This is a genomic window from Paenarthrobacter sp. R1 (assembly GCF_030264015.1).
Classification (GTDB): domain Bacteria; phylum Actinomycetota; class Actinomycetes; order Actinomycetales; family Micrococcaceae; genus Arthrobacter; species Arthrobacter ureafaciens.
In genome coordinates this window covers 3,551,262-3,564,197 of the sequence record NZ_CP127115.1, presented here as the reverse complement: position 1 = coordinate 3,564,197, position 12,936 = coordinate 3,551,262, and the positions used below count along the sequence as shown (strand labels likewise).

General features: G+C 62.9%; 14 protein-coding genes. 10 read left to right on the top strand and 4 right to left on the bottom strand.

Annotated features, from left to right (window positions below; all coding sequences use genetic code 11):
- Positions 1-69: 69 nt before the first annotated feature.
- From helR to QN084_RS17240, 3 genes are all read left to right on the top strand, one after another.
- Positions 70-2,223: an RNA polymerase recycling motor ATPase HelR gene (gene helR, locus QN084_RS17250; RefSeq protein WP_069694858.1), complete on the top strand. Its 2,154-nt coding sequence runs from the start codon at positions 70-72 to the stop codon at positions 2,221-2,223.
- A gap of 91 nt (positions 2,224-2,314) precedes the next feature.
- A complete protein-coding gene (locus tag QN084_RS17245; RefSeq protein WP_062095549.1) occupies positions 2,315-2,560 on the top strand; it encodes a hypothetical protein in 246 nt (81 codons plus the stop codon).
- 99 nt (positions 2,561-2,659) lie between these two features.
- Complete coding sequence (locus tag QN084_RS17240; protein ID WP_259362882.1) at positions 2,660-4,165, top strand: SpaH/EbpB family LPXTG-anchored major pilin; 1,506 nt, start codon at positions 2,660-2,662, stop codon at positions 4,163-4,165.
- Positions 4,166-4,190: 25 nt separating this feature from the next.
- Here QN084_RS17240 and QN084_RS17235 read toward each other — a convergent pair whose 3' ends face one another.
- Entirely contained in the window at positions 4,191-5,588 is a 1,398-nt protein-coding gene (locus QN084_RS17235) for an MFS transporter (protein WP_069694860.1), read from the bottom strand.
- A 136-nt stretch (positions 5,589-5,724) separates the two neighbouring features.
- Between QN084_RS17235 and QN084_RS17230 the strand changes: the two genes are divergently transcribed.
- Entirely contained in the window at positions 5,725-6,333 is a 609-nt protein-coding gene (locus QN084_RS17230) for a DUF4190 domain-containing protein (protein ID WP_069694861.1), read from the top strand.
- A 61-nt stretch (positions 6,334-6,394) separates the two neighbouring features.
- On the opposite strand, the gene QN084_RS17225 is transcribed toward QN084_RS17230, so the two are convergent.
- Positions 6,395-7,132, bottom strand: a complete 738-nt coding sequence (locus QN084_RS17225; RefSeq protein WP_069694862.1) for an ANTAR domain-containing response regulator — start codon at positions 7,130-7,132, stop codon at positions 6,395-6,397.
- 267 nt (positions 7,133-7,399) lie between these two features.
- On the opposite strand from QN084_RS17225, the gene QN084_RS17220 reads away from it, so the two are divergent.
- Positions 7,400-7,834 (top strand): hypothetical protein, encoded by a 435-nt coding sequence (locus QN084_RS17220; protein ID WP_069694863.1) that lies wholly within the window; start codon positions 7,400-7,402, stop codon positions 7,832-7,834.
- Between the two features lie 118 nt (positions 7,835-7,952).
- Here QN084_RS17220 and QN084_RS17215 read toward each other — a convergent pair whose 3' ends face one another.
- Positions 7,953-8,642, bottom strand: a complete 690-nt coding sequence (locus tag QN084_RS17215; protein WP_062095537.1) for a hypothetical protein — start codon at positions 8,640-8,642, stop codon at positions 7,953-7,955.
- Between the two features lie 168 nt (positions 8,643-8,810).
- Between QN084_RS17215 and QN084_RS17210 the strand changes: the two genes are divergently transcribed.
- The 5 genes from QN084_RS17210 (at position 8,811) to QN084_RS17190 (ending at position 12,644) form a co-directional block, all read left to right on the top strand.
- Positions 8,811-9,575 (top strand): SDR family oxidoreductase, encoded by a 765-nt coding sequence (locus tag QN084_RS17210; RefSeq protein WP_069694864.1) that lies wholly within the window; start codon positions 8,811-8,813, stop codon positions 9,573-9,575.
- Between the two features lie 36 nt (positions 9,576-9,611).
- On the top strand, positions 9,612-10,043 hold the full coding sequence (locus QN084_RS17205) for a VOC family protein (protein WP_069694865.1): 432 nt from the start codon (positions 9,612-9,614) through the stop codon (positions 10,041-10,043).
- Positions 10,044-10,179: 136 nt separating this feature from the next.
- Positions 10,180-11,517: an amidohydrolase family protein gene (locus tag QN084_RS17200; protein WP_062095528.1), complete on the top strand. Its 1,338-nt coding sequence runs from the start codon at positions 10,180-10,182 to the stop codon at positions 11,515-11,517.
- A gap of 166 nt (positions 11,518-11,683) precedes the next feature.
- Positions 11,684-12,436, top strand: a complete 753-nt coding sequence (locus QN084_RS17195) for an ArsR/SmtB family transcription factor (protein ID WP_062095525.1) — start codon at positions 11,684-11,686, stop codon at positions 12,434-12,436.
- 31 nt (positions 12,437-12,467) lie between these two features.
- The gene (locus QN084_RS17190) at positions 12,468-12,644 is read left to right on the top strand and encodes a hypothetical protein (protein ID WP_168529604.1); all 177 of its coding nucleotides are present in this window, start codon (positions 12,468-12,470) and stop codon (positions 12,642-12,644) included.
- A gap of 5 nt (positions 12,645-12,649) precedes the next feature.
- Here the strand turns inward: QN084_RS17190 and QN084_RS17185 are convergent, their stop codons facing one another.
- Positions 12,650-12,934 (bottom strand): acylphosphatase, encoded by a 285-nt coding sequence (locus tag QN084_RS17185; protein WP_069694866.1) that lies wholly within the window; start codon positions 12,932-12,934, stop codon positions 12,650-12,652.
- Positions 12,935-12,936: the final 2 nt, after the last annotated feature.

Below are 12,936 nucleotides of genomic sequence, written 5' to 3'. Positions count from 1 at the left end.
AGGGGGCCTTGCCGCAAGGGCCGGGGCCTGCCGCACAATGGGGAGCTGAATCCGGACCAAGGAGCTCCCATGCCTCTCGCAACCAGTGCCTTCAACCTGCCTGAGCACCTATCCCCCAAAGCCACTCCCTCCCTTATCGCCGGCGATGAGCAGCACTTCGCAGCCATCGCCGCGAGCCTGGAACAGACCATCACGGACCTGTCCGTGCAACTGGAAGCCATCAAGAAATCCTCCAGTCGCTTCGGCCAGGAGGCAGTCGAGAAGGACATCGAAACGCGTCGCCTCACGGGCAGGCTCAAAGCACTGAAAGCGTACGGCCTGGACCTCTGCCTGGGTCGCGTCGTCACCGCAGAAGACAAGGAACCCCTCTACATCGGCCGCCTCGGCCTCACGGACAGCGACGGCCAACGGCTCCTCATTGACTGGCGCTCCCCCGCCGCCGAACCCTTCTTCGGCGCAACCCACGCGAACCCCATGGGCCTGGCCAGCCGCCGTCGGTACCGCTGGACGCGTGCCCGGATCACCGACTACTGGGACGAGTCCTTCACCAGCGACAGCGAAGAGAACCCGGCCTTGGAGGATCTCTCCGCCTTCATCGCCAGCCTGGGCAGCAGCCGCTCCTCGAAAATGCGCGACGTCCTCGGCACCATCCAAGCGGACCAGGACGCCATCATCAGGGCATCGTCCCGCGGTGCTTTGGTGGTCGACGGCGGCCCGGGTACCGGCAAGACAGTGGTCGCCTTGCACCGGGCAGCGTACCTGCTCTACTCCGATCCCAGGCTCGGGCACAGGCGTGGCGGCGTACTCTTCGTCGGTCCGCATCGGCCCTACCTCAACTACGTGGCCGACGTCCTTCCCAGCCTCGGCGAGGAGGGCGTGCAAACGTGCACCATCAGGGACCTGGTTCCCGAAGGAGCCGCCGCGGCACCCGAGCCGAGTGCCGCCGTCGTACGCCTGAAAACTACGGCAGACATGGTCCGGACCGTTGAAAAAGCCGTCCGGTTCTACGAAGAACCGCCCACGGACGGCCTTGAGGTTGAGACGCCGTGGGCGGACGTGTGGCTCAGTGCGGACGACTGGGCTGAGGCGTTCAACGCACCGTCGCCGGGCACACCGCATAACGAGGCGCGCGAGGACGTGTGGGAGGAGCTCGTCACTATTCTGCTGGACAAGTTCGATACCGACGAGATCCCCGAGGACCTCCTCAGAAGGGCATTCGCCCAAAACACCGAGCTGACGGACGCGTTCAACAGGGCTTGGCCGCTGCTGGACTATGCCGAACTGGTCGCCGACCTGTGGCGCGTTCCGGCGTACCTTCGGCTGAGCGCGCCGTGGCTCACTCCGAAAGAAGTGGCCACCTTGCAACGAAAGGAACCAAACGCCTGGACCGTAGCCGATCTTCCGCTCCTGGATGCCGCCCGTCAACGCCTTGGCGACCCGCGTGCGGCCCAGCGCCAGCGGCGTCGAAACGCGGAAGCAGCTGCCGAAAAGGAACTCATGGACCGCGTGGTGGAGGATCTCATCGCCGCCGACGACTCCGAGCTTCAGGTCATGTCCATGCTGCGCGGCGAGGACATGCAGGAGAAGCTGGCCGACGATGACCTGCCCATCTCCGACCCCGATGCACTGGCCGGACCCTTCGCGCACGTGGTGGTGGACGAAGCCCAGGAACTCACCGACGCTGAGTGGCAAATGCTCCTTCGGCGCTGCCCGTCGCGCAGTTTCACGGTGGTCGGCGACCGCACGCAGGCCCGCCACGGCTTCGCTGAATCCTGGGAGGAACGGCTGGAGCGGGTGGGATTGGGCACCATCAATCTGACCAGCCTCAGCACCAATTACCGCACGCCCGAGGAAGTCATGGCCGAGGCCGAGCCCGTCATCCGCGCCGCCCTCCCCGACGCCAACGTGCCCACGTCCATCCGGACCGGCGGCCTGCCGGTGGCGCACGGCTGCATCAGCGAGTTGGGAACCGTGCTCACCGACTGGCTTGAAGCGCACCCTGAGGGGGCGGCTTGCGTGATCGCCAAGTACGACGCCGGAACGGGTTCGCTACCAGCGTCGCCGCGCATCCGGGTGCTGGCGCCGGAACTGGTGAAGGGCCTTGAGTTCGATCTGGTGGTCCTGGTTGATCCGGACTCATTCGGTGAAGGGATCGAAGGAGCCGTGGACCGCTACGTTGCCATGACCAGGGCGACGCAGCAATTGATGATTCTTAAATTCTGACCGCTTTTCGCGTCACATCCCGTCCCGTTGTGCCACTGAGTCTGAAAAGTATTCGCGGTTGAAAGACCCGTGCGCACAAGAGGGATGACTCATGAACCAAACCAAGGACCCCGGGGACGCCGTGCAAGCAGATGCTGGCTGGATTGTAGCCACCGACTGGACCGGGGTGCGGGGACGCAACGTCGAGGTCTATGAACACGGCGAATTCATGGACCGCGGCAAGGTGGACACCGTCACCTCCGATGGCCGCATCCTCTGGTTGTCCTTTCAAGGCAACATCCCGCGACGAATCATAGAGAAGTCACCCGAAACCACCATCCGGGTCCTGCCGGATTAACTGGATCGCTCCTCAAATCCCGTCGTCGTTTCCCGCAACCCTATGGACACCGCCGGCACCAGCATTGAGCACCATCACACTGAGAGAAACGAGCATGCAGTGAAAACTTCATACCCCCGGCGGTTATGGCGAGCAGCCGCCGCGTCGTTGGCCGGTGCAGCATTGGCGCTGTGTTCCACAGTCGGCCCCGCCGCAGCTGCCCCGGTGGTCGACGGTGACCAAACGGGCTCAATTACGGTGCACAAGTTTGAAAAGCCCGTGAAAACGGGCGGCGGCGGCAACAACCACCGCGGCGATGGCAACGGCTTCACCACGTTCGCGGTTCCGGACACGTCGGGCTTTACTCCCTTGGCAGGGGTCGAGTTCACCATCCAGCAGGTCAACGCCCTGGACTTATCCACCAACGCGGGATGGGAGGCCGCCAACAACCTGAGCCACGTCTTCGATCCACTCAACGCTACTGGCTCAATTTCGGGAGCAGGCTACTCGCTGGGCACAGCCGTCTCACAGTTAACCGCCACGGACGGAACGGCCGTTTTCCCCAACCTCCCCCTTGGTTTGTACCTGGTTACCGAGACGAACGTCCCGGCGGGAGTCACACCGGCCGCGCCGTTCCTGGTAACCATCCCCACCACGGATCCGGACAACCAGAACAACTGGCTGTATGACGTTGATGTCTACCCCAAGAACTCAGTCTCCACTGCAGAAAAGGCCGTCACGGATGCCCCGGATGTGAAGCTTGGGGACCAAATCGACTTCACCATCCTCGGTGACATCCCCAACGAACCGGTGATCGACGGCTACAGGATTGTGGACCATCTGGATGCCAAGCTCACCTATGTCGGAACAGATGTGACCTTGGTCGACGGGACAGTGTTGGATGCGAGCGACTACGACGTCGTTTTCGATGCGGCCACGAATACTGTCTCAGTGATCTTCACAGAAGGCGGCCGTCAGGTGCTGGCGGTACGTCAGGCCACCCGGGTCCAGGTGGTAGTTTCCGTGGTGGTCAACACCGTGGGCGAGATCGAGAACGAAGCCCTGCTCTACCCCAACGCGTCCAGTGTCAGCGTTGCTCCCGGACAACCCGGCGGCCCGGTAGTCACACCTCCGGTAGTCACGAAGTGGGGCGCCATCACCGTGGAGAAGATCAACGAATACGGCGAAGCGCTGTCGGGTGCTTCGTTCTCTGTCTACACTTCCGAGGCAGACGCCAAGGCCGGCACAAACCCGGTGGTCATCGACGGTCAAACGACGTTCACCGTTGCCGCCGACGGAACCCTGACCATCTCCGGACTGCGCTATTCGGATTGGGCTGACGGGGGCGCCGTAGCGCCGGGAAGCCCTGGTTTCCGGACCTACTACTTGGTGGAGAACGCCGCGCCCGCAGGCTACGAGCTCTTGGCCGAACCCATCGAGTTCCTGGTCAATTCCTCCACCACCACGGTAGGGGTGGACCTGCAGGTCAAGAACGTTCCCAGCAACGGTGGATTCCAGCTGCCTTTGACCGGCGGCACCGGAACCGCCCTCATCTACACAGCCGGTGTTCTGATTCTGCTTGGCGCCGTGCTTGGGATCCTCCGATCCCGCCGGACCAGAAAATGACCGCGGGAGTCCTCAAACGGTGAACCTACAGATGGCTGGTCCCGGCCGCCGGCTTCTTCCACATCACGGAGAGCACAATGACCACCAGGCTCAGAGCGAGCATCACCCACACCATGAGCCCCCAGTTCGCCTGGTTGACGCCCGGCCCGTAGAAAACTCCAATCAACACGGTGGCTGTGATGGCGCCGAGGTACCGGCAGGTCTGGAAGATGCCGGCAGCAACACCGCGTTCCTCGGGGCGGGCAGAAACGTAAAGGGCTTGGTTCGAAGCAGTACTCACCGCACCGTACGGCACACCCATGACGGCGGTGACCACCAGCACCAGCGGCGGCCACAGGGACAGGGTCAGCAGCCCCAGAGCCGCCGAAGCAATGGTCAAGACGCAGACTCCTGTGATGAGTACGGCCCTCACGCCGAACCGTTCCATCAACCGAACGGTAAAGGGCGTCACTACAACCGACAACGATGCAAGGGGGAGCATCAGCAGGCCCACCAGTCCGGCGTCGTAATTTCCTGCTTCCTGCAGCAACTGCGGAACGCCGAAGAACGCAAAGTAGTAGACCCCGCTAAACACAATAAACACGAGGTAAATCAGCAGCAGCGGACGGTTCCCGCCCAGGAGCCGGAGGTCCAGGAACGGCGGGCTGAAGCGCAGCTCACGCCAGGCGAACAGCGCAGCGATGACGACGGCGGCTGCCAGCAGGTGCCAGCGGAACCCGGGCATGACGTTGAGCAGGGCCATCATGGCGAGCATCAAAGAGACGACGAAGGCGAGTATGCCCGGGATGTCCGAGTCGCGGATGAGCTTGCCGAGCGATCCCGTTTCCTGCCCGGTGTCGGCGGGCGCGGCGCGCTGGACAACCAGCAAGGCGGCCAGCGCCAGTGGGACGTTGATGACGAAGAGCGCCTGCCAGTCGAACAGGCTCACCAGCAACCCTCCCACCACGGGGCCTACGGCGGCGGCGGAAGTGTTGGCCATTTGGATACGCCCCAGCGGACGTGTGGTGGGTTCGTTGGCCAGACGGCTGAGTTCGGTGACCATGACCACCGCGCAGGGGTACGCGGTCGCGGTGCCCACGGCCATCAAGGCCCGGGCCACGCAGACGAGCGCGAAGCTTGGAAGGAACGGGGCGATCGCGCAGGTGACCGCGACGAGCGCCATCCCGAAGGTGAACAAACGGCGGGGGCCAAAACGGTCGGCCAGCCTGCCCATGAGCGGCTGGCCTGCTGCGGAGGCGAGGTAGAACGCCGTGATCACCCACGTGACCGTTGCGACGTCGAGCGAGAAGTCCTCCCGCAGCACCACCAGTGCCACCGCAATCATGGACGAGTTCAGCGGGTTGAGGGCTGTACCGATGCTGAGCGCCGCGACGGCCAAACCGGGGCGGGAGTTCTTGTTCGTCACGTACCCAGTCTGGTCCATGGTTGCCCCGGGTCACGAAACGCCGGAGGGTGGGACTTATCAGCCCCAATGCATGTCCAGCATCGAAACCCGATTTATTGACATTTAGCACCCTGGCCAGATGCAACCCGCATCGCAACAAAACAAGAGGATAAACATGAGTGAACGATATTCCCCGCCGGCTGCCCCCAACCAGGCCGTCCCCGGCTTCAACCAGCCTGCCAAGGGCAACGGCTTTGGAACTACCGCACTGGTTCTCGGGATAGTTTCCCTGGTTCTATCCATCATTCCGATTGTTGGCTTCCTCGCCTTCATTCTTGGGCCCTTGGCCATCATCTTTGGCGTCATTGGGATGACCAGGAAGTTCACCAAGAAAGGCACTTCCATTACCGGCCTGATTCTGGGCGGCGTCTCGATCGTCATCGCCATCATCGTTACGGCGATTCTTGCAGCCGCAGCGAACAGTGTGAGCGAGTCCCTGAACAAGGAACACAAGGTCGAGTACGTAGTGACTACCACCGGCCCGGCTCAGGTGAACTACTGGAATGGTTCAGGCTCATCCGCGGAAGACATCACGGCGGATTGGACGAAAGAACTCACAGCTAAAGGCTTTGAAGTAACCTCCCTTACCGTCTCCGGAGAATTCGCTACCGAGTCTTCAGTGACCTGCGAAATCCTCGTCGACGGAACCAGCGTCTCGAAGAACAGCGGCACGGGCACAGCGGCAACCGCAACCTGCTCGGGAACGAGCAGCCTCACTAAATAGTCGGGAACCAAAAGCGCGGCGGGTGCACAAAAACCCGCCGCGCTCTTGCTTTAAACAGCTATTACTCCTCGAAGTGCGTCGTGACCTTGCCCGAGGACACTGCCGCAATGATCGACTGGGCCAGATGGCGGAGCTTGATGTTCCGGTTGCTGGAGGCCGTCCGCAGAATGGTGAAGGCCTCCTCCTGGCTGCAGTGGTTCTGGGCCATGATGGCGCCCACGGCAAGATCGATCACGGTGCGCGACTGCATCGCCGCAGCGAGGTCGTTGCGGGCGTCGCTCAGCTGGGCGATCTTCAGGGCCAGCCGAAGTGACTTGGATGCGTGGGACGCGAAGACCTCGGCCCGTTCGACGTCGGCTTCGGTGAAGTCATTGGCGCGCTCCGAGTAAAGGTTGAGCGCTGCCCGTGTATCTCCCTCAACGAGGAGCGGAACACTCAGGATGCAGCGCACACCTTGGCTTGATGCAGCAGCCACATACTCCGGCCAGCGGTATTCACGCGCGAGATCCGGCACCAGGACTGAACCCATCTGATCCATGGCAGTGCGGCATGGACTATCGAAGTCGTTCTGGAGGTCATCCATCACCCGGGCGCGATCGTGGCTGGTGGCAACTGTGGCGGCGCGCTTTTTTCGCAGGACGGTGATGCCGCAAAAAACCGGCGAGTCGGGGTGGGAGAGACTCTCTGCCGAGAAAATTGCCAAGTCCGTTAGGAACGCCTCGAAACCTTCACTACCGAGGACAAGATCCAGAAAGTATCCATTCTGGAGAGCTTCCTGCTCGGGGTGGGGGTTGACCATGTGACGTATTTCCTACTGACTGAAAGCGTCCCTGGCCTACAGCAAAGGAGCGAAAAAAGCCGCCCTCTGCAAAACGGTCTGGGAACACCTTATCGTCCAACGATCAACGGTACAAAGTGCGCCACGGTCTGGTTGACCTGCGGCTTCGCACCCTCCCCGGACCGCATCGGACGACGCCTTCCACCTGTCGCATTGCATTAGAACTAAGTATGCTTACTATTACAGTTCGCATCGAGTGCAGGACCACCAGCGCAAAGGAGTTATTTCATGGGCATCGAAGAGAGCATCAATAAGGCCGCCGAGAATGCGATGGAAGACTTGGCCGGCACGTCGGATCCCGTTAAGGGCGACCAAGTGCCGGAGCCGAACCAGAAAGCAGACGACATCCAGGTGCACTCCTCGCTGAGCGAAGGATCCAACGCCATGGATTCCGACACCCCGGAAGAGCAGGCCCAGGCAACGTCGGGCCGCGCGGGCTCTTCCGACTCACGGGTGCCGGCCACCGGCGATGGCGGTGTTGAGCAGGACACCGGAATCACGGACAGCGACATCAATCAGGACCGCGAAGGAGACCGGGACATTCCTACGGCGGCAGGCGACGTCCCGGGACCGGCAGGCCTCCCCGACGGCGATCCGGACGCGCTCAGGGCAGATCCGTCCGAGGGCGGCGAGGACCCGTCGACAAATATGGGTCGAGGCTAGGGCCGGGCGTACCGCCACGACCCGCTTTCACAGGCGAACGGCCACTTTGCAACCGGCTGCAGTTGCGGAGTGGCCGTTCTTTGTCCAAAGAAGGTCGTGGAGGCCCGCCGGAGCGGCCCTACGCCATCTGAGCGTCCGCCTCCGGATCGCGCCTGGCGTCGATCATCCCGGCCACCTTTGCTTCGAGCGCAGCCAGGGTAACGTCGGGCAGTACGATCAGGCCATCAAGCTCTTTACGGGCACGCTTGTAGGCCGTCTGACGTTCGGCGGGCGTCGCGGCAACGTCCTCGGCGATCCTCAACAGCTTCCGCGCAGTGGCCAGTCGATCGCGTTCGGGGCCGGTGAAGTTGGCGTCCTTGATGCGCTTGGCTTCGTGTTCGGCAATTTCGAAGGCGATCTCGTAGCTGCGGACCGCCGACCGGTATTCGGCGAGCCTTGCCGCCGTCGTGATGTCCGCAGCCGCCGCTGGACGCAGGCCGTCGGCTTCTTTTTTGGCTCGCAGGAAAGCTACGGTCAGCGGCTCCCGCACATCACTCATCAGCGGATAGTCGATGAGCTTTCCAACGTCCAGTTCATAGTCGAGCCACTTGTGGTTCACGGCGTCGTGAGCGGCCATGAGCACTGCAACCTCGGCTTGGCTTGCCTGCTCCGCAACCACCTGCTGGTTCTTCAACCTGTACAGCTCCACCTTGCGACGGTGGCGGCGCTCGTTGGCCTTGGAGATCGACTTGGCCCATCCACCGGCCATGCCGCCAAAGACGAAAACCAGCCACCAATAATTGCCAAGGAAGTTGAAAAGGGGTTCCACAGAGCCATCCTCCCACCTGCTCTCAACACCCAACAACCCGCAGCCTCAGGGCGGCAAGCACGTTTCCAAGCAGGAGTCCTTCTTATGCTCAGCACGTCAGAGCGTTAGTTTGACTGATTGCTCGGTACGCTTCGTAGAACATCGTCACCCGCATGGAAGGACACCATCGTGCCCAACACGAACGGCCACAACGACGTGGCAACCTCTGCAACCGCCCCGCAGCTCAACGTAGTCGTGGCCGGTTCCACCAGCGCTGCAGGGCAAGCGGTGGTCAAGGCGCTCGTCGCGCTGGGAGCGCGGGTGGCCGCCGTCGATCTCGATGCAGCCCGCCTTGAAGCGCTTGCGGAAGACCTCGACGGCGTGACGCCCTACACCTGCAATCTCGCCAACCGCGAGGCAGTGGAAAAGCTTGCGGCCTCGGTCCGCAACGACCTTGGGCACGTGGACGGACTCATCCACCTGGTGGGCGGCTGGCGTGGCGGCGAAGGCATCACGGGCCAGAAAGATGAGGACTGGGACGTCCTCCACACCAGCATCATGACCACGCTGCGCAACACCTCGCGCGCTTTCTACGCCGACCTGGAAGCTTCCCCGCGAGGCAGGCTGGCAATCGTGTCGGCCACGAGCGCGGCCAAGCCCACGGCAGGCGGCGCCGCGTACTCGGCCATCAAGGCAGCCTCGGAAGCATGGGTCCTGGGAGTTGCAGACGGCTTCAACGCAGCCCAGTCCGGCCACAAAACCGAGCCCAAGGAACAGACCTCGGCGGCAACCGTCTTCGTGGTGAAGGCACTGTTGGATGACGCCATGAAGGAAGCGGCCCCGCACCGCAAGTTCCCCGGCTACACGCACGTAAACGAGCTGGCCGAACACATTGCGGCGCTCTTCGCCGCTCCCGCGGCGGACATCAACGGCACCCGCCAGCACCTCAGCTAGCCTCCGCAGCGGGACCTGCGGACTAGCATTGCCCGCATGGACCAGCGACTGCACTTCATCACGTTTGCCACGCCGGATCTGGATCGAGCCCGCGCCTTTTACAAGGACGGGCTCGGTTGGGATCCGCTCATGGACGTGCCCGGTGAGATCATTTTCTTCCAGGTCGCACCCGGCCAGGTACTGGGCCTCTTCGACGCCGGGAAATTCGACCAGGACCTCGCCTCAGGCACAACAACCACCGGTGTCAGCGGGGTGACCCTTTCACACAACGTCGGAAGCCAGGAAGAAGTGGTCGCCACCATCGAGGAGCTCGTCGCGGCCGGCGGCACCGTGCTGAAGCCCGCGCAGGCAGGGGCATTCGGCGGCATCTTCCACGGGCACGTCCAGGATCCGAACGGCATCGTGTGGGAAATCGGCTACAACCCCGGCTGGAGGATCGAGGAGGACGGTACGGTAGTCTTCGGCTGATTGGCATACCAAATCATCCTTGCGCTTCCGGGTTTCATCTAAAAGCTTGCATTTCCGCATCGACTTCCTGCAATCTGGAATACCAAAGTAGAACCAATGGCCATTGCCTTCCGGCATTTCCTCCAGGAGTACAACGATGTGCAACCACGACCACACCTCAGCACCCACGCCAAAAAGTGAGCTGCCCCGCCGCGGAGTCCTCGCCGGAGCTGCCGCGCTGGCAGGAATCTCGGTAGCCGGGCTCGCCGCCCAGATGGTCTCGGCTCCCCCGGCCCTGGCCGACAACCCCAATTCAGGCCCGAACTACCCGGGCAAGGCCCTCACCACCCAGGCCCTGATCATCGAAGGCGGAACGGTGGTCGACCCCAAGACCGGCGACGCCGTGGCTGACGGCGTCGTGGTTCTCGACGGCGGCAAAGTGGCTGCCGTCGGTAGCCGCGACGAAACGCGCAAGGCCGTTGCCGCCGTCGTACAGCGTGCCCGTGTCCTCAACGCAACGGGTCGGTGGGTCCTTCCCGGCCTTGTGGACGCGCACGTCCATGCCAACGCGCTGGCCGATGCCCGACTCCTGCTCCAAAGCGGCGCCACCAGCGTCCGCAGCGGTTCAAGCTCCTTCTACCAGGACATCGCTTTGGCTGCCGTACCGTCCTGGTCTCCGGGCATCTCGCCACGGATGACAGCCGCCGGCCTCTTCATTTCACCGGACCAGGGCGACTCGCTGTTGGCCGACCCGGACCTGGCCCCCTTGGCGATGCTCAAGAACGGCGTGACGGAGACCCAGGATCTGGCCTACCTGACCCGGGTCAACATTAAACGCGGCGCTGAAGTGATCAAGACCCGGGCCAACCCGCGGGCGGGCCTTCCCGAACAGGACCCCCGCGAACTGGTGTACGACGTGGAGCAGATCGGGGCAATCGTCAAAGCCGCCAAGGGCGCCGGAGTGCTATGCCACGCGTACAGTGCTGAAGGCATCGACGGCGCCGTCCGGGCCGGCGTGCGCAGCATCGAACACGGTGTGTTCGTCAGCGAAGCAACCATCCACGACATGGCCCGCCGCGGAACATACTTCACGCCCACCATGGATGCGATCACCAGCATGGCCACGTCCGCCAACCCGATCCTCGCCGCCCGGGGCAAGGAATACACGCCCATCCTCCAAGCTGCCGTCCGCGCCGCCAAGGACGCGGGCGTGACGATCATTGCCGGCACCGACTCGTTCGGTACCGACGTCACTCCGATCGGCACCGAGGTCCGGTTGCTGTCGGAGGCCGGCCTGACCCCGCTGGAAGCCTTGCAGGCCGCCACCACCAACGCCGCACGGCTGCTTGGCCGTGGCGACGCCGTCGGCCGCCTTGTACGGGGCTCGCTCGCCGACGTCGTCATTGTCGACGCCGATCCCCTGACCGACGGTTCGGCGCTCGAGAAGGTGAGCACCGTCGTCGCACAAGGCGCAGTGGTGCGTACCAACCTCTAGTCGACGGCCTCCCCTTCCCGAGTTCGCCGGAAACGTGCCAGGACGTACGTAGGGACCAGCGTCCACGCACGCTTCCGGCGACCTCGGCCCCGCGAAGGGGAAACTGAAGGGGAACCCGAAGAGAAACCGTTGACATGTGACTAAATGGTCACCTATCGTAGGGCTCATGGACCTAGTGTTCAAAGCCCTCGCTGATCCAACCCGTCGGGAATTGCTGGACGAGTTGTTCCGCGAGGACGGGCAGACCCTCTCTGCCTTGGGAGCCCGGTTCGAGATGACCCGTTTCGGCATCGCCAAGCACCTCAAGCTGCTGGAAGAGGCAGGCCTTGTGGTGACCCGCCGTCGGGGGCGTGAAAAACTGCACTTCCTGAATCCGGTACCCATCCGGCTCATCCACGATCGTTGGGTGAGCAAATATGCAGAACCATGGGCCGCTGCCCTCAGCGACCTCAAATCCAGATTGGAAAGTCCCATGGAAAAGATCTTCGAGATTTACATCAAGACCACCCCGGAGCGGCTCTGGGAGGCAATCACCACTAGCGAGATCCGCAGCAAGTACCAGTTCGGAAACACGTTCACCTCGGACTGGACCCCTGGCGGGAAGTTCCAGATGCACAACGTGAAAGCGGATGCCCCTCTCGGCGAGGGTGAGAACATCGAGGTGGATCCCCCGCGCCGGCTGGTTCAAACCATGACCGCACTGTGGGGCGAGGACGTGAAGGCTGAAGGCACGTCGCGCATCACGTGGGAGATCGAGCCGGTGGGCGACTCGTGCCATCTCACCGTGACGCACGATCAACTCCGCGAAGGCGCCAACGACCAGCTGTACGGCGGCTGGCCCATGATTCTCTCCGGCTTGAAGACCTGGCTGGAAACCGGTGAAACCCTGACTACCCCGGGCTCGTTGATGTACGCCTGACCAGCCCGTGAACAATCGCTAGGATTGCTAAATGACCCACGATAGCGAAGTTGAGGTTCCGGCAACCACAACACCGTTCCAGCAATTGCTGCAATCGGGAAGTGTGCGCCCCGCAGCGGCAGCCGCTGTGGATTTCGCCAACATTAATCGCGTGAAGTTGACGACGGACACAGCCACGATCCTGGCTGAAGAACGAGACAACTCGTAGGGGGCCTAACCGACGATCCCAAACCCTGCGAATTCGCCCGTGGCCGCGGACAACTCCGAGTCCACGCGCTCCACACGGCCGGGCGCGTGCGAAGAATCCAGCCAGTCCAAGAGCCGTTGCACGTCGTGGGGCGGGCCTTCGGCAACAACTTCCACTGTGCCGTCGGCGAGGTTGCGGACCGTGCCCGTGAGCAGCAGCTCGTCCGCCTTACGGGCCGTCCGGTAGCGGAAACCAACCCCCTGGACCACGCCGGAAACCCGCGCGGTGAGCCTCACTGCATCTGCTGCCATGG